At 62.0% G+C, this 18865-nt stretch carries 22 protein-coding genes; 16 read left to right on the top strand and 6 right to left on the bottom strand.

All coding sequences use genetic code 11. The features are described 5' to 3' along the window. Positions 1–32 precede the first annotated feature (32 nt). Entirely contained in the window at positions 33–563 is a 531-nt protein-coding gene (locus tag IE166_RS13160) for a GNAT family N-acetyltransferase (protein ID WP_189504536.1), read from the bottom strand. Next, complete coding sequence (hslV, locus tag IE166_RS13155) at positions 556–1104, bottom strand: ATP-dependent protease subunit HslV (RefSeq protein WP_280514875.1); 549 nt, start codon at positions 1102–1104, stop codon at positions 556–558. Before hslV ends, IE166_RS13160 begins: the two co-directional genes overlap by 8 nt. A gap of 169 nt (positions 1105–1273) precedes the next feature. Here hslV and hisB point away from each other — a divergent pair, with 169 nt between their 5' ends. The 9 genes from hisB to coaA are packed head-to-tail and all read left to right on the top strand — an operon-like array spanning position 1274 to position 6504. Beyond that, positions 1274–1879 carry an imidazoleglycerol-phosphate dehydratase HisB gene (gene hisB, locus IE166_RS13150; RefSeq protein ID WP_189504534.1) on the top strand — a complete coding sequence of 202 codons (606 nt, stop codon included), beginning with the start codon at positions 1274–1276 and terminating at the stop codon, positions 1877–1879. Position 1880: 1 nt separating this feature from the next. Beyond that, the gene (locus tag IE166_RS13145) at positions 1881–2366 is read left to right on the top strand and encodes a DUF2628 domain-containing protein (protein WP_189504532.1); all 486 of its coding nucleotides are present in this window, start codon (positions 1881–1883) and stop codon (positions 2364–2366) included. Further along, complete coding sequence (gene hisH / locus IE166_RS13140; protein ID WP_189505950.1) at positions 2366–3016, top strand: imidazole glycerol phosphate synthase subunit HisH; 651 nt, start codon at positions 2366–2368, stop codon at positions 3014–3016. Before IE166_RS13145 ends, hisH begins: the two co-directional genes overlap by 1 nt. Next, on the top strand, positions 3013–3756 hold the full coding sequence (gene hisA, locus IE166_RS13135) for a 1-(5-phosphoribosyl)-5-[(5-phosphoribosylamino)methylideneamino]imidazole-4-carboxamide isomerase (RefSeq protein WP_189504529.1): 744 nt from the start codon (positions 3013–3015) through the stop codon (positions 3754–3756). Before hisH ends, hisA begins: the two co-directional genes overlap by 4 nt. A 2-nt stretch (positions 3757–3758) precedes the next feature. Next, a complete protein-coding gene (locus IE166_RS13130; protein ID WP_189504527.1) occupies positions 3759–4076 on the top strand; it encodes a hypothetical protein in 318 nt (105 codons plus the stop codon). Then, on the top strand, positions 4073–4390 hold the full coding sequence (locus IE166_RS13125; protein WP_189504525.1) for a hypothetical protein: 318 nt from the start codon (positions 4073–4075) through the stop codon (positions 4388–4390). The genes IE166_RS13130 and IE166_RS13125 overlap by 4 nt, the downstream gene beginning before the upstream one ends. After that, positions 4387–5175, top strand: coding sequence for an imidazole glycerol phosphate synthase subunit HisF (gene hisF, locus IE166_RS13120; RefSeq protein ID WP_189504523.1), 789 nt, complete (start codon positions 4387–4389; stop codon positions 5173–5175). Before IE166_RS13125 ends, hisF begins: the two co-directional genes overlap by 4 nt. 13 nt (positions 5176–5188) lie before the next feature. Then, the gene (locus IE166_RS13115; RefSeq protein ID WP_189504521.1) at positions 5189–5512 is read left to right on the top strand and encodes a phosphoribosyl-ATP diphosphatase; all 324 of its coding nucleotides are present in this window, start codon (positions 5189–5191) and stop codon (positions 5510–5512) included. Beyond that, positions 5509–6504: a type I pantothenate kinase gene (gene coaA, locus IE166_RS13110; protein WP_189504519.1), complete on the top strand. Its 996-nt coding sequence runs from the start codon at positions 5509–5511 to the stop codon at positions 6502–6504. The genes IE166_RS13115 and coaA overlap by 4 nt, the downstream gene beginning before the upstream one ends. On the opposite strand, the gene IE166_RS13105 is transcribed toward coaA, so the two are convergent. From IE166_RS13105 to IE166_RS13090, 4 genes are all read right to left on the bottom strand, one after another. After that, positions 6505–7623: a phosphatase PAP2 family protein gene (locus IE166_RS13105; protein ID WP_189504517.1), complete on the bottom strand. Its 1119-nt coding sequence runs from the start codon at positions 7621–7623 to the stop codon at positions 6505–6507. It abuts the gene before it with no gap. 80 nt (positions 7624–7703) lie between these two features. After that, positions 7704–8321 carry an alpha-ketoglutarate-dependent dioxygenase AlkB family protein gene (locus IE166_RS13100; protein ID WP_189504515.1) on the bottom strand — a complete coding sequence of 206 codons (618 nt, stop codon included), beginning with the start codon at positions 8319–8321 and terminating at the stop codon, positions 7704–7706. Continuing rightward, a complete protein-coding gene (arfB, locus tag IE166_RS13095) occupies positions 8321–8752 on the bottom strand; it encodes an alternative ribosome rescue aminoacyl-tRNA hydrolase ArfB (protein ID WP_189504513.1) in 432 nt (143 codons plus the stop codon). The genes IE166_RS13100 and arfB overlap by 1 nt, the downstream gene beginning before the upstream one ends. A gap of 82 nt (positions 8753–8834) precedes the next feature. After that, positions 8835–10445: a phosphoenolpyruvate carboxykinase gene (locus IE166_RS13090; protein ID WP_189504511.1), complete on the bottom strand. Its 1611-nt coding sequence runs from the start codon at positions 10443–10445 to the stop codon at positions 8835–8837. 332 nt (positions 10446–10777) lie between these two features. Between IE166_RS13090 and IE166_RS13085 the strand changes: the two genes are divergently transcribed. The 7 genes from IE166_RS13085 to IE166_RS13055 all read left to right on the top strand — a co-directional run bounded on the left by IE166_RS13085 (position 10778) and on the right by IE166_RS13055 (position 18851). After that, on the top strand, positions 10778–11479 hold the full coding sequence (locus tag IE166_RS13085; protein ID WP_189504509.1) for a response regulator transcription factor: 702 nt from the start codon (positions 10778–10780) through the stop codon (positions 11477–11479). Between the two features lie 24 nt (positions 11480–11503). Next, positions 11504–13300, top strand: a complete 1797-nt coding sequence (locus tag IE166_RS13080; RefSeq protein WP_189504507.1) for a sensor histidine kinase — start codon at positions 11504–11506, stop codon at positions 13298–13300. 8 nt (positions 13301–13308) lie between these two features. After that, positions 13309–13767 (top strand): HPr kinase/phosphorylase, encoded by a 459-nt coding sequence (locus IE166_RS13075; RefSeq protein WP_189504505.1) that lies wholly within the window; start codon positions 13309–13311, stop codon positions 13765–13767. A gap of 143 nt (positions 13768–13910) precedes the next feature. Continuing rightward, positions 13911–14312: a PTS sugar transporter subunit IIA gene (locus tag IE166_RS13070; RefSeq protein WP_189504503.1), complete on the top strand. Its 402-nt coding sequence runs from the start codon at positions 13911–13913 to the stop codon at positions 14310–14312. Next, positions 14309–14599 (top strand): HPr family phosphocarrier protein, encoded by a 291-nt coding sequence (locus tag IE166_RS13065; protein ID WP_189504501.1) that lies wholly within the window; start codon positions 14309–14311, stop codon positions 14597–14599. Before IE166_RS13070 ends, IE166_RS13065 begins: the two co-directional genes overlap by 4 nt. 131 nt (positions 14600–14730) lie before the next feature. Next, the gene (ahcY, locus tag IE166_RS13060) at positions 14731–16125 is read left to right on the top strand and encodes an adenosylhomocysteinase (RefSeq protein ID WP_189504499.1); all 1395 of its coding nucleotides are present in this window, start codon (positions 14731–14733) and stop codon (positions 16123–16125) included. A gap of 206 nt (positions 16126–16331) precedes the next feature. After that, positions 16332–18851, top strand: a complete 2520-nt coding sequence (locus tag IE166_RS13055) for a PAS domain-containing sensor histidine kinase (RefSeq protein WP_189504497.1) — start codon at positions 16332–16334, stop codon at positions 18849–18851. Positions 18852–18865 lie beyond the last annotated feature (14 nt).

The raw sequence follows: 18865 nt of genomic DNA, 5'->3' as shown, positions 1-18865 counted from the left end.
ACGTCCTTCATGGCATGGCTGGAGCCTGTTCGTCAGCTACCATCCTGCATGTCGGCATCCACGTCGGAAATCCGCGCCATCAGCACAACGGCGCCTTCCACGGAGGTCCGGCGTCCGATCTCTTCAAAGCCTGCTTTCGCCGAGGCGCGGATCGCTCTGGCATTATCCGGATGCGGATCGACGATCAGCTGCGGCGCGCCTTCTTCAAACAACTGGTCGCTGACTTGGGTGAGAATAGCCGTGCCGTGACCCTGGCCGAGCAAGGCCGGATCGCCGATGGTAAGATCGAGGCCCAGCGTGCCGAAGGGCTGATCCTGGTAGGGATGGTCGTCTTCGAGATGCGGATCATAGATCTCGAGATAGGCGATCGGCGTGCCGTCGAGCTCCACGATCAACGGCTCGGTATCGACGCCTTCGGCCGCCTCGATGATTTCTTCCAGCGAGCCCGTCACGTCGTCGCCCCACCATTCCAGGGCATGCGGCTGGCGCAGCCAGCTTTCCAGAAGCGGCAGATCTTCCGGAACAACCGGGCGGAGGTCGTAGGTGGCTTCGGGATCAGTCAAGATCGACGCTCTCCAGGATTACGCTGTTGTTGGTGTAAACGCAGATTTCGCCCGCGATCTGCATGGCCTTGCGCGCGATGGCTTCGGCATCCTGATCGGTGTCAAACAAAGCGCGCGCCGCGGCAAGCGCATAATTGCCGCCGGAGCCGATCGCCATGACGCCGTGCTCGGGCTCCAGCACGTCGCCGGTGCCGGTGAGTGCCAGCGACACGTTCTTGTCGGCCACCAGCATCATGGCTTCCAGCCGGCGCAGATAGCGATCGGTGCGCCAGTCCTTGGCGAGATCGACGCAGGCGCGCGTCAGCTGGTCGGGATATTGTTCGAGCTTGGCTTCCAGGCGCTCCAGCAGCGTGAAGGCGTCGGCGGTGGCGCCCGCAAAGCCCGCGATCACATTGCCCTTGCCGAGCCGGCGCACCTTCTTGGCGTTGCCCTTCATGACGGTCTGGCCAAGGCTGACCTGCCCGTCGCCGGCGATCACGACCTTGTTGCCCTTGCGCACGGTGACGATGGTCGTGCCGTGCATGATGATTTCGTTTGGCATGGAAAACTCCGGATTGGCGGCTCGCACGATCCGTATCTGGCGATCATGCAAACCCCTTTGGTCTCGCCGGCTATGTATGAAGCTGCGCCCGCATTTGCAAAGCCCGGTTCTGGTCACGGGTGGAGGCGGCTGTTATGGAGCGCATACACAGTGAAGCAGGACCACACTCATGGCCGAGGCACAGCGTAGCGCAAGCGTCGAGCGCAAGACCAAGGAAACCGCGATCGCCGTGTCGCTTTCGGTCGACGGCACCGGCCAGTTCGATATCGCCACCGGGGTCGGCTTCTTCGACCACATGCTGGAACAGCTATCGCGCCATTCGCTGATCGACATGAACATCAAGGCCGACGGCGATCTGCATATCGACGACCACCATACGGTGGAAGATGTCGGCATCGCGATCGGTCAGGCGCTCGATAAGGCCTTGGGCGACCGTCGCGGCATCACCCGCTATGCCTCGCTCGATCTCGCGATGGACGAAACGCTGACCCGCGCGGCAGTGGATGTTTCGGGGCGGCCCTACCTCATCTGGAACGTCCAGTTCCCCTCGCAGAAGATCGGCACGTTCGACACCGAGCTGTTCAGGGAGTTCTTCCACGCTTTGGCGCAAAATGCTGGGATCACACTGCATATCACCAACCACTATGGCGCTAACTCGCACCATATCGCAGAAACCTGCTTCAAGGCAGTGGCGCGCGTCTTGCGGGCGGCGACCGAAGCCGATCCGCGCCAGGCCGGCATCGTTCCGTCCACCAAGGGTTCGCTGAAGGGCTGATATGGCCGTTTTCGTCGTCCTCGAACCCGATGTGTCCGACCTGTCCCAAGCGCAGGACCGCGCCGTCTTGGTGCGCGATGGCTTCTCCTTCTGGGCCTTCCTGCTGCCGGTGGTCTGGCTGCTGTTCCATTGGCTTTGGATCGAGGCGCTGGCGGCGCTTGCGCTGATGGTGGCGGCTGGCGCTCTTGCAACGCAGTTCGGCGGCCATCCTCTGCTTGGGCTTTCCTTGTCGCTGCTGACCCAGCTCTACTTCGGCCTCGAAGCCCGCAACCTCCGCATCAATGCCATGCGCCGTTGTGGCTGGCGCGTTTGGGGTCCGGTGGAAGCGGTCAACAGCCGAGAGGCCGAATTGCGTTACGCCGCTTCGGCGGACGAGCGCGATGTCGTGCTTGAGGACACGCCTTGGCCGCAGCGGACGAACGCCGTCCGGCCGACTCTTCGCGCGTCTATGCAGACGGCTACCACCACCTTTCCATGGAAACGCTGATGCGCGTCGCGATCATCGACTACGGCTCCGGCAACCTGCATTCGGCGACCAAAGCCTTCGAGCGTGCTGCGCGGGAAAGCGGCATCGATGCTGAAATTACCCTGACGGACAACGCAGAGGTCGTACGAAGCGCCGATCGCATCGTGCTGCCGGGCGTCGGCGCTTATGCCGACTGCCGCGCTGGCCTCGACGCGGTTCCGGGGATGGTCGAGGTGCTGGAAGAAACGGTGCTAAGAGGTGGAAAGCCCTTCATCGGCATCTGCGTCGGCATGCAACTGATGGCCGAGCGCGGACTGGAAAAGACGGTCACGCAAGGGCTGGGCTGGATCGCCGGTGAAGTGGTTGAGATGACGCCATCCGATCCGACCCTGAAGATCCCGCATATCGGCTGGAACACGATTCACGTGAAACATCAGCATCCGCTATTAGCTGATATCCAGACCGGCGAGGCAGGCCTGCACGCTTATTTCGTGCATTCCTACCACCTGGCCACCGCCCGCGATGACCAGCTCGTCGCTACCACCGACTACGGCGGCGCAGTCACGGCGATCGTCGCGCGCGATAACATGGCCGGCACGCAGTTCCATCCCGAAAAGAGCCAGACGCTTGGGTTGGCTCTTGTCGGCAATTTCCTGAAGTGGAAGCCATGATCCTATTCCCCGCCATCGACCTCAAGGAAGGTCGTTGCGTTCGCTTGAAGCTGGGCAAGATGGCCAGTGCGACGGTCTATAATGAAGACCCGGCAGATCAGGCACGCGCTTTCCAGGAGCAGGGTTTCGAGTGGCTGCATGTCGTCGATCTCGACGGCGCCTTTGCTGGCGAAAGCCGCAATGGCGCGGCGGTCGAGGCGATCCTTCAAGCTACGACCAACCCGGTTCAGCTCGGCGGTGGCATCCGCACCTTGGCACAAATCGACGCCTGGCTGGACAAGGGCCTGGCACGCGTCATCCTAGGCACAGTGGCCGTGCGCGATCCGGATCTTGTGCGCGAAGCGTGCCAGCGGTTTCCGGGCAAGATCGCCGTCGGCATCGACGCCAAGGGCGGCAAGGTTGCGGTGGAAGGCTGGGCGGAAGCCTCTTCGCTGGAGGTGATCGAACTCGCTCGCAAGTTCGAGGGCGCGGGTGTCGCGGCCATTATCTATACCGATATCGACCGCGATGGGGTGCTGGCCGGCATCAATTGGGATGCGACGATTGCGCTAGCCGAGGCTGTTTCGATCCCGGTTATTGCGTCAGGGGGCCTTGCCTCGTTGGACGACATTCGCCGCATGACCCAGCCGGACGCCGCCAAGCTCGAAGGCGCGATTTCCGGCCGCGCCCTTTATGATGGCCGCATCGATCCGGCTGAAGCGCTGGCGATCCTTGGCAGTTCAGGCGTAGGCCGGACCTGAACATGGCAGCAGGGCGCAGCAAGGCTTGGACGATCTTCTGGTTCCTGTTTTCCTTGGTTGCGATCCTGCTCTTTGCAGCTGCACCCATCATTTCCGCCCTTACAGCCGGATCGATCGCCAGCGCCCATGGCTGCCAGCTGGACGAAGGGTCGATCCATCCCTGTGTGATCAACGGCACTGATTACGGCGAAACGCTCTACCAGTTCGGCGTGATGGGCTGGTTCATGCTGATCACCGTGCCGACAGGCTTGTTCCTGCTGGTGGTCTGGCTGGCGGTTGCCCTGATCCATCTCTTCCGCCGGTACCGGGCACGCGCGTGACATTGCCGCCTGATACCCGCTCACCAGTCCGCAGGCTGTTCGGTGCCCTTTTCGCGATCCTGCTCTTTGCCGCCGGGCCGTTGCTTGGAACCTTGCTTGCAGCCGCCGTCGCAATGCCGCTCGGCTGTGCCATCAATGAAGCCGGGACCGCGCCCTGCGTCATTGCTGGAGTGGATTTCGGCGGGCCGTTGACTGTGCTGGCCTTGATGGGCTTCTTCCTCATCTACACCGTGCCTCTCGGTTTGATCTTCCTTCTTATCTGGTGCATTGCGGCAGGCGTTATCTTCTATCGCCGAAGCAGATCACGCCCATGACCCTCAAAGCCCGCATCATTCCCTGCCTCGACGTCAAGGACGGCCGTGTCGTCAAGGGCGTCAACTTCGTCGATCTGATCGATGCCGGTGACCCGGTGGAAGCTGCAAAGGCCTATGATGCGGCCGGCGCGGACGAGCTCTGCTTTCTGGATATCACTGCATCTTCAGACAATCGCGACACGATCTTCGACATTGTTGCGAGAACGGCCGAACATTGTTTCATGCCGCTGACGGTGGGTGGCGGCGTGCGGGCGGTTGGCGATATTCGCAAGCTCCTGTTGGCCGGCGCAGATAAGGTGTCGATCAACACGGCGGCGGTGAAGAACCCGGATTTCGTGGCGGAAGCCGCCGACAAGTTCGGCAACCAGTGCATCGTGGTGGCGATCGACGCGAAGAAAGTGTCAGCCAGCGGCGAGACAGACCGCTGGGAAATCTTCACCCATGGCGGCCGCAGACGGACCGGCCTCGACGCCGTAGAATTCGCGCGCAAAGTCGTGGATCTCGGCGCAGGCGAAATCCTGCTGACTTCCATGGACCGCGACGGCACCAAGGCCGGCTACGACATCGCCCTCACGCGCACGATTGCCGATGCCGTACGCGCGCCGGTGATTGCGTCCGGCGGCGTCGGCACGCTGGACCACCTCGTGGATGGCATTCGCGACGGGCATGCAGGCGCGGTGTTGGCCGCCTCGATCTTCCACTTCGGAACGTTTTCGATTGCCGAAGCCAAAGCGCACATGGCAAAAGCCGGCTTGGCCGTGCGTCTCGATCCGGCTGACCTCTAAACGGGGATTTGCCATGAGCGACTTTACACTCGCCGACCTTGAAACGATCGTCGCGACCCGCGCGCGATCGGGCGCCTCGGATTCCTGGACGGCCAAGCTCTACCAGGCCGGCATGGAGCGGGCGGCCAAGAAGTTCGGCGAGGAGGCGATGGAAACCGTGATCGCCGCGGTCGGGTCGGACAAGGCGGCGCTCGTTTCGGAAAGCGCCGACCTGCTTTACCATTGGCTGGTCGTGCTGGCCGTGGCCGACATACCGCTGAGCGATGTCATGGCCGAACTCGAGCGCCGCACCGCGCAATCCGGCCTCGCCGAAAAGGCGGCACGGAGCGTCGCATGACGATCGCGGAAGCTGCCCCATCCATCCAGCTGGCGGAGCTTCTGAGCGAGGCGGAACGCTATTCGCCCTATCGTTTCTTTTCAGCCGAAGAATGGGCGCATTTTCGCGCCGACACGCCGCTGACGCTGGATGAAGACGAAGTCCAGCGGCTGCGCTCGCTGAACGATCCGATCGACCTCAACGAAGTCCGGCGCATTTACCTCTCGCTGTCGCGCCTGTTGTCGGCCCATGTGGAAGCAAGCCAGCTGCTTTACCGCCAGCGCCAAGCCTTCTTTAACGGCGATGGCGTGGGCAAGACGCCCTATATCATCGGTATCGCCGGTTCGGTCGCGGTGGGCAAATCCACCACGGCGCGTGTGCTGAAGGAGCTGTTGGCGCGCTGGCCATCAAGCCCAAAGGTCGATCTCGTCACCACCGACGGCTTTCTGTTGCCCAACGCGGTGCTTCGGCGCGACAACCTGATGGAGCGCAAGGGTTTTCCCGAAAGCTATGATTTCGGTAAGCTGCTGCGGTTCCTGTCCAGCATCAAATCAGGCCAGCGCAACGTCCACGCGCCGGTCTACTCGCACCTGACCTACGACGTGCTGCCCGACGCCTTTGTGGAAGTCGACCGCCCGGACATCCTGATCTTCGAGGGCATCAACGTCCTGCAATCGCGCGACCTGCCGCGCGACGGCAAGGCGGTGCCCTTCGTGTCCGACTTCTTCGACTTCTCGATCTATATCGACGCCGACGAAGCGCTGATCCACCGCTGGTACATCAACCGCTTCATGCGCCTGCGCCAGACCGCTTTCACCAATCCGGAGAGCTTCTTCCACAAATATGCGGAAGTGACCGAGGAGGCAGCACGCGGCATCGCCGAAGGCCTGTGGCAGAACATCAACCTGCGCAACCTCCAGGACAACATCCTGCCGACGCGGCCGAGGGCAGATCTGATCTTGCGCAAAGGCGCGGATCACCTGATCGAGGAAGTTGCGCTGCGGAAGATTTGATCAGGCCGGCGCAGTGCTCGCCGCGTCCGGGGCAAGATCGGGGCGCTGACCCATGCGCCGAGTTTCGATCAATTCCGAAGCCTTATTCACGCCCGCATAGATCAACAGCGTTACTGCCGCAGAAACATAGCCATCAATTGCGTAATGCCAGCCAAGGTACACCGAACTAAGCATGACGAAGGCGACATAAGCGACGAGCGGGATGGCAAGCTTCCGGTTGAATTCTGCGAGAAAGAGCGCCGTCAACGTTATTAGTCCGACATGAACGCTCGGAAAGGCGGATATGCCTGATCCGAAGCCGAGACTTTTCTGGGTATAAACCGTCCAAAGGTAATGCTGATATGCTGTGGCCGAGTGGGCACTATCGCCGCTTCGCGCCAAGAGCGCGAGTTGATCCGCGAAACGATCGGCATCGCCTGTGACAAAGCCGTAATAGGCAGGGTCCGCTGAAAGAAAGAAGCCAGCCAGAAGCGTGCCGATGATTGTCCAAACCAGACAGAAGCACAGGAAGTAGCGCGTCCGCATTCCAGCTGCTTTTGGAGAGGTCATCATGAAGAACAAGACGGCGAAGCAGATCACGAACCACAAGACGTTGTAGTTCCACTCGATCAAAAGACGCATTGTATCGAAGCCGAGAAGCGGCTGGAGAATACGCCAGGGATCGGTGTTGAAGTGGATCAAGCGATCAAGAGCTGCGTGCGTAGCATCATAGGGAAAGCCGCCTTCGATAATCGGAAAGGCGGTCTTTACGGCCGTGAAAACCGATTGAAACAGGCTCAGTGCCATAAGGCAGAGAATACCGGCACCCATGTAAGCAAGGCGCCCTTGCGAAAACACGCGGCGAAACACCAGCCTGCGCCGATGATTGAAGCGGTGGATGATGGTTGCCGCATCCCACAAGACAGTGACGATCGGCATGAAGACCGCGAAAAGGAAGAACCATTTGCCTGGATAGATGCCGAATGACGCCCAGTCGAACAGGCCGACGTGAAGCAGGAAAAGCGATCCGGCAAGGCTGTAGGCAGCTATGGCAAGATAGAGCCACTTGTCCGCTAAAGCATAGGCAACAAGACTGCTGAAGAAGGACCCTGTGTTGGCCGCACCACGGCGTACATTCATCTGACTCGATCCGCATGACGAAATCCATCTTGCGTGCAAAGAGTCTCGATTCCGCTAAGAAATGCGGATGATCTTAACAATCACCCCTTCATCACCCGCCGCAGCGTCAGATTGACCCGCCCGCCGTTCTTCAGCAGCGTCGAGGTGCCGGGATAGATGCGGTCGACGCCGTGGAAGGCGAGGCGGCTGGTCCCGCCGAGGACCACCACATCGCCGCTGGCGAGTTTGAAGGAGCCGGTGCCGGCTTCGCGTGTTGTGCCGCCGATGCGGAAGAGGCAGGTGTCGCCAAGCGAGACGGACAGGACGGGCGCGTCTAGGTCGGCTTCGTCCTTGTCTTGGTGCAAGCCCATTTTTGCGTCGGCTGAGTAGAAGTTGATGAGGCAGGCTTCCGGCTCGTGTGGGTAGTCGGCGAGGGTGTTCCAGAGGTTGAGCAGGCGCTGGGGGATTGGCGGCCAGGGTTCGTTCGTCAGGGGGTGGCGGGGCTGGTAGCGGTAGCCGTGTTCCCTGTCGGTGACCCAGCCGAGCGAACCGCAATTGGTCATGCGCACGCTGAGCGGCTTACCGGTTCGCGGCATGGCGGGTTGGTAGAGCGGGGCGGCGGCGACGATGGTGCGGATCTCGTCGAGGAGGGCCTTCTGTGCTTCAAGGTTCAGGTAGCCAGGCAAATGGCGGAAGCCGGGAGGAGGTTGGTTCGCCATCAATCGTCCCCTATGCGGCCGCGCATGCGCTTGACCGTGGATCGGCCGGCCTTGGCTTTCAGGCGGCGTTCCACCGAGCCCTTCGTCGGCCGCGTCTTCTTGCGCGGCGGGGGCGGGGGGTCGGCGGCTTTGGTGAGGAGGTCAACCAGCCGCTCGCGGGCATCGGCGCGGTTGCGCTCCTGGGTGCGGAAGCGGTTGGCTTCGATCAGGATCTCGCCGTCTTTCGTGCCGCGCTGTCCGGCTAAGCGCAGCGCACGTGCCTGCACCGCTTCCGGTAGCTCGGAAGCGAGGAGGTCGAAGCGCAGCTGAACGGCCGTCGCGACCTTGTTGACGTTCTGGCCGCCGGGGCCGCTCGCACGGATGAACACTTCCGACAACGTGTCGGGATCGATGCTGAGGCCGTGGCCGATGGGGATGCGCTCGTCGCTCATATCAATTCAGATGCAGCGGCACGCGCAAAAAGAAAAGGCCCGGTTTGATGCCGGGCCTTTGTGTCTACTGCAGCGGAGCGGTTTATTCGGCCGCTTCGGCAACGCGGGGTGCTGCTTCGCGCACGGCGCCGTCGACATGGTCTTCGAACTTGGCGAAGTTATCGATGAACATGCCCGCCAGCCGGCGCGCCTGCTTGTCATAGGCTGTCTTGTCGGCCCAGGTGGAGCGCGGGTCGAGGATCGCGCTGTCGACGCCGTTGACCGCTACCGGAACCGCGAAGCCGAAATTTGCATCGGTGCGGAACTCGGCATTGTGCAGGGAGCCATCGAGAGCACAGCTAAGCAGCGCGCGCGTCGCCTTGATCGGCATGCGCTTGCCGACACCGAAGGCGCCGCCGGTCCAGCCGGTGTTGACCAGCCAGCAATCCACATCATGCTCGGCGATCAGCTCGCGCAGCAGGTTGCCGTATTCGCTCGGATGGCGCGGCATGAAGGGGGCGCCGAAGCAGGTGGAGAAGGTCGCTTCCGGCTCGTTCACGCCCTTTTCCGTGCCGGCCACCTTGGCGGTGTAGCCGGATAGGAAATGATACATGGCCTGCGCCGGCGTCAGCTTGGCGATGGGCGGCATCACGCCGAATGCGTCGGCCGTCAGCATGATGATGTTCTTGGGGTGATGGCCGCGGCCGGTCTTGCTCGCATTCGGGATGAAGTCGAGCGGATAAGCGCAGCGCGTGTTTTCCGTGCGCGAACCGTCGTCGAAATCCGGCATGCGGTTTTGGTCGAGCACGACATTTTCCAGCACCGTGCCGAAGCGGCGGGTGGTTGAGAAGATCTCCGGCTCGGCCTCTTCTGAAAGTCGGATCGTCTTGGCGTAACAGCCGCCCTCGAAATTGAAGACGCCATCCGGGCCCCAGCCATGCTCGTCGTCGCCGATCAGGATGCGCGAAGGATCGGCCGACAGCGTGGTCTTGCCGGTGCCCGATAGGCCGAAGAACACGGCGGTCTCGCCTTCGTGGCTTTCATTGGCCGAGCAATGCATCGGCATCACGCCCTTGGCGGGCAGCAGGTAGTTCAGCGCCGTGAAAACCGACTTCTTCATCTCGCCGGCATAGGACGTGCCGCCGATCAGAACGATCATGTTGGTGAAGTCGACCGCGATGATCGTTTCGGTGCGCGCACCATGGCGCGCCGGATCGGCCTTGAAGGAGGGTAGGTCGATGATCGTGAGACCCGGCACGAAACTGGCAACCTCCTCGGCGGTCGGCCGGATCAGCAGGTTGCGGATGAACAGGGAATGCCAGGCATATTCGGTGATCACGCGCGTGGGCAGGCGATGCACGGGGTCGGCGCCGCCTTCGAGATCCTGAACGAACAGATCGAGGCCTTCGGCATGGGTAAGGAAGTCGCGGTGAAGATGTTCGAACTGCTCGCGGCTGATAGGCTTGTTGTTGTCCCACCAGACATGCGCTTCGGTGTCGGCGTCGCGCACCACGAACTTGTCCTTGGGCGAGCGGCCGGTGTGCTCACCGGTGTCGGCGACCAGTGCGCCGTGAGCCGTAAAGCGGGCTTCGTTGCGCTGGATGGCAAGCTCGGCGAGCTCAGCCGCGCCGAGATTGTAAAAGACATGGCCGGGGTTCCGCAGCCCGCTTTCGGGCAGTCCATGTTGCGGATTGCGCGTACCGGTCTCGTTCATTACGCCTCCAAAGCAGTAACGGGGACAAAATCTAAGCCTTCGCTCATCTTTGTTCGGAAATCAGAAAAGCCTAGCAATATCAAATCATTAATCGATTTAAAGAATTTAAAACTTACCTAAATCGGTTGTATGAGGTTGGTTGCTGACTATCTTGCGGGGCAAGCGAACGTGTTTTCGTCGCACCTGTCTGATGCCCGGCTCCGCTTGCCTTGGCAGCAGCCAGACGTTACGGAAGGAGCCGGGTTGCCACATTTTGTACCCAATTTGTCCTCCAGACAGCGCGCTCCTGCGACTGGAAAGGGACAGTCTAGCCTATGAGGGAGCAGCCGGAGATGGCTACGATCGCTTTGGTCGACGACGACCGCAATATCCTGACTTCCGTGTCGATCGCACTGGAGTCCGAAGGCTACCGCGTCGAGACCTACACCGATGGCGCTTCCGCGCTCGAAGGTCTGGCGGCGCGTCCGCCGAATCTCGCAATCCTCGATATCAAGATGCCGCGCATGGATGGCATGGAACTGCTGCGCCGTTTGCGGCAGAAAACCGATCTCCCAGTCATTTTTCTCACTTCGAAGGATGACGAGATCGACGAGCTGTTCGGTCTCAAGATGGGCGCCGACGATTTCATCCGCAAACCGTTTTCGCAGCGCCTTCTGGTGGAGCGCGTACGCGCCGTTCTGCGCCGCGTCAGCGCCAAGGACCTGCCGGGCAAATCGCCGGAGAAAGCAGCGCGTTCGTTGGAGCGCGGCCAGCTCGTTATGGACCAGGAGCGCCATACCTGCACCTGGAAGGGCGAGCCGGTGACGCTGACAGTGACTGAATTTTTGATCCTGCATTCCCTGGCGCAGCGTCCGGGCGTCGTGAAAAGCCGCGATGCTCTGATGGATTCGGCCTATGATGAGCAGGTCTATGTCGACGACCGCACCATCGACAGCCACATCAAGCGGTTGCGCAAGAAGTTCAAGCAGGTCGATGACGACTTCGAGATGATCGAAACGCTGTATGGCGTCGGATATCGCTTCAAGGAGGCGTAATCCAATTCAGAGCGGGGATCCGCAATGACGCAACTGGACGAGCCGAATACCGGTTTCGTCAAAACGGTTGGCGCCCCGCTGCGCCAATCGCGCCGGCGCTTGCGCATCGGTTGGAGCCGCTTCAACCGCACCCTGCAGCGCTTCCTCGGCCATTACGTCTTTTCTAGCCTCACGCGCCGCATCCTGATCCTGAACCTGGCAGCCCTCGGCGTGCTGGTTGTCGGCATCTCCTATCTCAACCAGTTCCGCGACGGGCTGATCGACGCCAAGGTCGAAAGCCTGATGACGCAGGGCGAGATCATCGCCAGCGCCGTGGCAGCCTCGGCAACGGTCGACACGGATTCCATCAGCATCGATCCGGAAGCGCTGCTGGAGTTGCAGGCTGGTGAAAGCGTGGCACCGGGCGCCGACCAGCTCGACAGCCTGGACTTCCCGATCAATCCCGAGCGCGTTGCACCGCTGCTGCGGCGCCTGATCTCGCCAACGAAAACGCGGGCGCGCATCTATGATCGCGACGCCAATCTGCTTTTGGATTCCAGCCGGCTTTATTCGCGCGGCCAGATCCTGCGCTACAACCTTCCGCCGGTCACCGAAGAGTCGAACTGGTTCGAACAGGCGGAAGATTATGTGATCAGCTTTTTCCGCCGCACCGATCTTCCCGTTTACAAGGAAGCGCCCGGCGGCAGCGGCACGGCCTTTCCGGAAGTCATGAACGCCTTGAACGGAGGTCCGTCCACCACCGTGCGTTCCGGCGAGCAGGGCGAACTGGTTGTCTCGGTCGCCGTGCCCGTGCAGCGTTTTCGCGCTGTGCTTGGCGTGCTGATGCTGTCGACGCAGGGCGGCGATATCGACAAGATCGTCGCTGAAGAGCGCAAGGCGATCTACCGCGTGTTCGGCGTGGCAGCACTTGTCGTCGCCATCCTGTCGATGCTGCTCGCATCCACCATCGCCCAGCCGTTGCGCCGTTTGGCTGCCGCCGCCGTGCGCGTGCGCCGGGGCTCTTCGACGCGCGAAGAAATTCCGGATTTTTCCGATCGCGGCGACGAGATCGGCAACCTGTCGATTGCCGTGCGCGACATGACCAACGCCCTTTATGCCCGCATTGAGGCGATCGAGAGTTTCGCGGCCGATGTCGCGCATGAGCTGAAGAACCCGCTAACGAGCTTGCGCAGCGCAGTCGAAACGCTGCCGCTCGCCAAGAAGCCGGAAGCGCGTGATCGCCTGATGGAGGTGATCCAGCACGACGTGCGGCGCCTCGACCGCCTGATCACTGACATTTCCGATGCCTCGCGCCTTGATGCCGAACTGGCGCGCGACGATGCGGCCAAGGTCGATCTGAAGAAACTGATTACCGACATCGTCGCGATCTCGGCCGAGCCTGGACGGCACAAGAAGCCGGTGGCGATCAGCTTTACGGCCGAGAAGCTGCCGCAGGGTGTGAAGGCCTACCATGTGATCGGCCATGACCTGCGCCTGGGCCAGGTGCTGACCAACCTGATCGAGAATGCGCGATCCTTCGTGCCGGATGAGGGCGGGGCGATCGACATCAATCTTGCGCGACAGAACAAGCGCTTCGTGATCACCGTGTCGGACAATGGGCCGGGCATCCGGGTGGAAGATATCGAGCGCATCTTCGAGCGCTTTTACACCGACCGCCCGTCGAGCGAAGCCTTCGGTCAGAATTCCGGGCTGGGCCTGTCGATCAGCCGGCAGATTGTGGAAGCGCATGGCGGCACGCTGAGCGCGGAGAACATCATTGGGCCCGAGCCCGACGATTACCAAGGCGCGCGCTTCGTGGTCAGCCTGCCGGCTGAAAGCTGATCAGCAGGGTGGCCGCCAATCATCATGGCACTCTGGTTGTTGTCGGCGACAAGGGTGTCCTGATCCGCGGCGCGTCGGGCGCCGGCAAAAGCACGCTCGCCTTGGCGCTCATTGCGGCTGGCCGACAACTTGGCGTCTTCGCGCGCCTGGTGGCGGACGACCAGGTCTATCTCGAACACCATCATGGAAGGCTGATCGGATGGGTGCCGCAGCCGCTTGCCGGCCTGGCGGAACTGCCGCCGCTTGGTCCCATGCCAATGGTCTTTGAAGGAAGGGCTCAAGTGGATTGGGTGGTCGATCTAGTGGCGGCGGAAACCATCGAGCGGATGGTGGAAGGGCGCACTGTCGAGCTCGAGCAGGTGACCCTGCCTTTGCTGAACCTGCCGCAGCGCAGCACGGAAACCGCCGTTACGCCGTTGCTCAAAATCCTCGGTGACAAAGTTTTGCCTGGAAATTTACCGGTCTGAGGCGCAAACTGCGGCATTGTGACCATGCAAAGCGCAGATAATGGCTTGTCAACGGGATCGGGCTCGACAAGATGGCCGTCCCGCACCTGCGAAGGCGCGGCCGCCATCCACTATCAGGCGGATCTGACGGGAGTCGCTCAAGAATGATCGGACTCGTGCTGGTGACGCACGGTCGCCTGGCCGAAGAATTCCGCTTAGCCGTCGAACATGTCGTCGGCGCGCAAACACAGTTCATGACTGTGTGCATCGGTGCGGACGACAATATGGAACAGCGGCGGCAAGACATCGTGGATGCGGTGGCCGAGGTCGATACTGGCAAGGGTGTGATCATCCTGACCGACATGTTCGGCGGCACGCCCTCCAACCTCGCTATTTCCGTGATGGAAACGGGACGGGTGGAAGTGATTGCCGGAACCAACCTGCCGATGCTGATCAAGCTCACCAGCGTGCGCGTCACCCATTCCATGCAGCAGGCTCTGGATTACGCCCAGATGGCCGGCCGCAAATACATCAACGTCGCCAGCCAGCTGCTGACCTGTAAATGAGCCCAACCCAGAACGCCGCGCTTTCCAGAGAACTCACCATCGTCAACCAGCGTGGCCTGCATGCCCGCGCTTCCGCCAAATTCGTGCAGGTTGCCGGCAGCTTCAATGCGGATGTGCGGGTGGAAAAGGACGGAGTGAGCGTCGGCGGCACCTCCATCATGGGCCTGATGATGCTGGCAGCCAGCCCCGGTTGCTCAATCCGTGTCAGCGCCAAGGGCGACGATGCGGCGGAAGTGATCGCTGCGCTTGAAGCACTGATCGCCGACCGCTTCGGCGAGGAGCACTAAGCTTCATAACGACATAAAGACGTCTTTATGTGTATGTTGTCGAACGGTACTTCCTCTGATAGGACAGCGGCATCTTTTTGCGCGGGCAGATCCCTCGTCTCGCGCGCTGCTGCCCTCCGGAAGGAAGCTTCATGACCACCGATTATATTATTGCCGACATCAACCTCGCGGACTGGGGCCGCAAGGAACTCGACATAGCCGAAACCGAGATGCCCGGCCTGATGGCCACGCGCGAAGAGTTCGGCACCTCCAAGCCGTTGAAGGGCGCGCGCATTTCCGGTTCGCTCCATATGACGGTGCAAACCGCGGTGCTGATCGAAACGCTGCAGGCCGTTGGCGCCGAAGTGCGCTGGGCCTCCTGCAACATCTTCTCCACGCAGGATCATGCGGCTGCCGCGATCGCCGCGACCGGCACGCCGGTTTTCGCGATCAAGGGCGAAACGCTCGGGGACTACTGGCGCTACACTGACCAGATCTTCCAGTGGCCGGATGGCCAGCCGAGCAACCTCATCCTCGACGATGGCGGCGACGCTACGATGTATATCCTGATCGGCGCGCGGGCCGAGGCCGGCGAGGACGTGCTGTCCAATCCGGGCAACGAAGAAGAGGAAATCCTCTTCGCGCAGATCAAGACCCGCATGGCGTCATCGCCTGGCTTCTTCACCCGCACGCGCGACGCCCTGAAGGGCGTCAGCGAGGAAACCACGACGGGCGTGAACCGGCTCTACCAGCTGCAGAAGCGCGGCCTCCTGCCGTTCCCGGCCATCAACGTCAATGACAGCGTTACCAAGTCGAAGTTCGACAACAAGTATGGCTGCAAGGAGTCGCTGGTGGATGGGATTCGTCGCGGCACCGACGTGATGATGGCCGGCAAAGTCGCGGTTGTCTGCGGCTATGGCGATGTCGGCAAAGGCTCGTCCGCGTCGCTGCGCGGCGCCGGTGCCCGCGTAAAGGTCACGGAAGTCGATCCGATCTGCGCCTTGCAAGCCGCGATGGACGGCTATGAAGTCGTCACGCTGGAAGATGCCGCACCGACCGCCGACATCGTGATCACTACAACCGGCAACAAGGACGTCATCACCCTCGACCACATGCGCCTGATGAAGGACATGACGATCGTCGGCAATATCGGCCACTTCGACAACGAGATCCAGGTCGCAGCGCTGCGCTACCTGAAATGGACCAATGTGAAGCCGCAGGTCGACATGGTCGAATTCCCCGATGGCAAGCGGCTGATCCTCCTGTCGGAAGGCCGTTTGCTCAATCTCGGCAACGCGACCGGTCATCCATCCTTCGTGATGTCGGCATCCTTCACCAACCAGGTGCTGGCGCAGATCGAGCTTTGGACGAAGGGGTCGGACTACCGCAACGAAGTTTACACGCTGCCCAAGCACTTGGACGAGAAGGTCGCCCGTCTGCACTTGGACAAGCTCGGCGCAAAGCTCACGACGCTCTCGGACGAACAGGCCGCTTATATCGGCGTGACGCCACAGGGACCGTATAAGGCCGAACACTACCGCTACTGATAACTCAGTTAATAACCACAAGATATTGAGGCGCGGCGATTGACTTTTCGCCGCGCCTCACTTTTTCGCGGCGGGATTCTTCCCGCAGAATCGTGATGTCTGTACAGTGTCATGATTCGCGATATCGGACGCTGGGGCGCGGGGCTTAGAGCCCACCCGGTATCGCAGCCAGGCGGTCTTGGCAGGCGGCGAGAGGGTTACAAGACATGCCATCCAACGACCCGCTTCAAGCGGGGATGCTCGATTCCAAGTGCGGCAAAGCGCTTGCCGGCTTGTTGCGTGCAGGCCGCCGTTTAACGGTGCTTGCAACGGGATCCGCTTCTGTCGCGCTTCTCGCAGCCACGCCTGCTTTGGCGCAAAGCCCCGGCTTTTCAATGAGCACGCCGGAAGTCATCCAGTTCGCCACCTTTTGCGGCATTCTGTTTGCCGCCATGATTTCCGCCGTTTGGCTGATCCGCGAGCGCGGCCGCACGGCTGCCGAAAATGTCGAGTTGCGCACTCGTGTCGCCGAGCTCGGCACCCAGGCCCAGCGCGCCGATGCGCTGCTCAACATGCGCGACCAGCGCATCGTGGTGTGGGACACCGAAGGCAAGCGTCCGGATCTGGTCGGCGGCCTGCCGACTGAGGCCGGCGCGCCGGAAGAACGCGCCGCCTTTCTGGCGTTCGGCCGCTGGCTGACGCCACGCTCCGCCGCAGCACTCGATCATGCCGTGTCCGGTTTGCGCGATCACGCGACGCCATTCGATCTCGCGGTGGAAACGCAGAACGGCGCGCTGCTGGACGTTCAGGGGCGCCGCTCGCCGAGCCTGGCGCTGCTGCGCTTTACCTCGCTCACCCAGGCGCAGCGTTCCCATGCCGCCCTTCGGCTGGAGCACCAGCGTCTGGAAGGTGAGCGCACAGCCCTCTTGACCTTGCTCGATACGCTCAACCTGCCGTTCTGGCTGCGCGATGCGGGCGGCCGCATGCAGTGGGTGAACCGCGCCTACGCCAAAGCAGTCGACGCCTCAGATGCTGCCACCGCCGTGCGCGAAAGTCGCGAACTGCTCGGTACACCGGTGCGCTCGGCGATTGCGGCGGAAGTCGCGCAAGGCCGCGCCTTCCAGCAGACCGTCTCCACCGTGATCGGTGGCGACCGCCGCATGGTGGCCGTGACCGACGCTGCGACACCGCAGGGTTCGGCCGGCATCGCCTGCGACGTCAGCGAGATCGAGGCCATGCGCGCTGAGCACGAGCGCACGGTGAAAAGCCATTCCGACACGCTCGACCAGATCAACACGGCGATCGCGATCTTCGACGCCGATCAGAAACTGCGCTTCTTCAACCAGGCCTTCCAGCGGCTGTGGGATCTCGATCTCGGCTTCCTGGAAAGCGCGCCGGACCACGCCTTGATGCTCGACCGGCTGCGCTCTGAGCGCAAGCTCGCCGAACAGCCGGAATGGCGCCGCTGGAAGGAAAACGTGCTTTCGGCCTACCGCGCCGTCGAGCCGATCGCCGACCAGTGGTATCTGCCGGATGGCCGCACGCTGCGCGTCGTCGGCAATCCGCAGCCGCGCGGCGGCGCAACCTGGGTGTTCGAAAACCTCACCGAACAGATCGATCTCGAAAGCCGCTACCGCACGGCCGTGCGCGTGCAGGGCGAAACGCTCGACAATCTAGCGGAAGGCGTCGCGGTGTTCGGCCCTGACGGGCGCGTGCGCCTGTCCAATCCCGCCTTTCATCAGCTTTGGGCTCTCCCCACCGATCTCGCCGCCCCCGGCACACATATCGCGGTGCTGCGCGAAGCGGCTGACGCCCGCACCTCAGACAATCCCTGGAACGACTTCGTCGCGTCCGTGACCGGCTTCGACGAGGAGCGCCGCGATCGCCAGGGACAGGTCGAGCTTCTGTCCGGCACGATCCTGCGCCATGCGCTGATCCATCTGCCGAATGGTCAGTCGATGATTACCTTCGTCGATGTCACCGACAGCGCCAATATCGAGCGTGCGCTGACCGACAAGAACGAGGCCCTCCTTCGCTCCGAGCAGCTGAAAAACGACTTCGTGCAGCACGTCTCTTACGAGTTGCGGTCGCCACTTACCAATATCATCGGCTTCACCGAACTCCTGACACAGCCGACCACCGGACCGTTGAACGAAAAGCAGCGCGATTACCTAGACCATATTGGCTCGTCGTCCTCGGTGCTGCTTACCATCGTCAACGATATCCTCGACCTCGCGACGGTGGATGCCGGCATGGTCGCACTCGACATCGCGGAAGTGCCGGTTGCCGAAACGGTGCAGGCGGCGGTGGAGCTGGTGGAGGATCGGCTCAAGGAACATGCGATCGCGCTGCGCGCCGACCTCACGCATGCGCCACGCACGCTTTTGGCCGACGAGCACCGCATCAAACAGATTCTGGTCAATCTCCTGAGCAATGCCGGCAACTTCGCGCCGGAAGGCTCGACCGTGACGCTGGCCTGTGTCGAAGAAGCCGACAGCGTGGTGTTCAGCGTGCATGACGACGGCCCCGGCATGCCGGACGATGTGCTGGACACCGTCTTTCGCCGTTTCGAACCGCGTGCCAATGGCGGCCGCCGACGCGGCGCCGGCCTTGGCCTTTCCATCGTGAAGAGCTTCGTCGAGCTGCATGGCGGCGTGATCGACATTGAAACCGGCCGCGACCGCGGCACCACCGTGATCTGCCGTTTTCCCAGCCGCCCGGCCCGCATGCGCGAGGCGGCCGAGTGACCTCTGAAAACATC

The sequence above is a fragment of the Tianweitania populi genome (assembly GCF_014652875.1).
Lineage (GTDB): Bacteria > Pseudomonadota > Alphaproteobacteria > Rhizobiales > Rhizobiaceae > Tianweitania > Tianweitania populi.
The sequence above is the reverse complement of the archived record's forward strand: the minus strand, read 5'-3'. Positions and strand labels throughout refer to the sequence as shown.

Excerpts from the sequence above, each read along its gene's own strand:
- IE166_RS13145 (WP_189504532.1), top strand. The coding sequence starts at position 1,881 with ATGGCCGTTTTCGTCGTCCTCGAACCCGATGTGTCCGACCTGTCCCAA.
- IE166_RS13085 (WP_189504509.1), top strand. The coding sequence starts at position 10,778 with ATGGCTACGATCGCTTTGGTCGACGACGACCGCAATATCCTGACTTCC.
- ahcY (WP_189504499.1), top strand. The coding sequence starts at position 14,731 with ATGACCACCGATTATATTATTGCCGACATCAACCTCGCGGACTGGGGC.
- hisA (WP_189504529.1), top strand. The coding sequence starts at position 3,013 with ATGATCCTATTCCCCGCCATCGACCTCAAGGAAGGTCGTTGCGTTCGC.
- IE166_RS13115 (WP_189504521.1), top strand. The coding sequence starts at position 5,189 with ATGAGCGACTTTACACTCGCCGACCTTGAAACGATCGTCGCGACCCGC.
- IE166_RS13100 (WP_189504515.1), bottom strand. The coding sequence starts at position 8,321 with ATGGCGAACCAACCTCCTCCCGGCTTCCGCCATTTGCCTGGCTACCTG.
- IE166_RS13055 (WP_189504497.1), top strand. The coding sequence starts at position 16,332 with ATGCCATCCAACGACCCGCTTCAAGCGGGGATGCTCGATTCCAAGTGC.
- coaA (WP_189504519.1), top strand. The coding sequence starts at position 5,509 with ATGACGATCGCGGAAGCTGCCCCATCCATCCAGCTGGCGGAGCTTCTG.
- arfB (WP_189504513.1), bottom strand. The coding sequence starts at position 8,752 with ATGAGCGACGAGCGCATCCCCATCGGCCACGGCCTCAGCATCGATCCC.
- IE166_RS13065 (WP_189504501.1), top strand. The coding sequence starts at position 14,309 with ATGAGCCCAACCCAGAACGCCGCGCTTTCCAGAGAACTCACCATCGTC.
- hslV (WP_280514875.1), bottom strand. The coding sequence starts at position 1,104 with ATGCCAAACGAAATCATCATGCACGGCACGACCATCGTCACCGTGCGC.
- IE166_RS13080 (WP_189504507.1), top strand. The coding sequence starts at position 11,504 with ATGACGCAACTGGACGAGCCGAATACCGGTTTCGTCAAAACGGTTGGC.
- IE166_RS13070 (WP_189504503.1), top strand. The coding sequence starts at position 13,911 with ATGATCGGACTCGTGCTGGTGACGCACGGTCGCCTGGCCGAAGAATTC.
- IE166_RS13090 (WP_189504511.1), bottom strand. The coding sequence starts at position 10,445 with ATGAACGAGACCGGTACGCGCAATCCGCAACATGGACTGCCCGAAAGC.
- IE166_RS13105 (WP_189504517.1), bottom strand. The coding sequence starts at position 7,623 with ATGAATGTACGCCGTGGTGCGGCCAACACAGGGTCCTTCTTCAGCAGT.
- hisB (WP_189504534.1), top strand. The coding sequence starts at position 1,274 with ATGGCCGAGGCACAGCGTAGCGCAAGCGTCGAGCGCAAGACCAAGGAA.
- hisH (WP_189505950.1), top strand. The coding sequence starts at position 2,366 with ATGCGCGTCGCGATCATCGACTACGGCTCCGGCAACCTGCATTCGGCG.
- IE166_RS13130 (WP_189504527.1), top strand. The coding sequence starts at position 3,759 with ATGGCAGCAGGGCGCAGCAAGGCTTGGACGATCTTCTGGTTCCTGTTT.
- hisF (WP_189504523.1), top strand. The coding sequence starts at position 4,387 with ATGACCCTCAAAGCCCGCATCATTCCCTGCCTCGACGTCAAGGACGGC.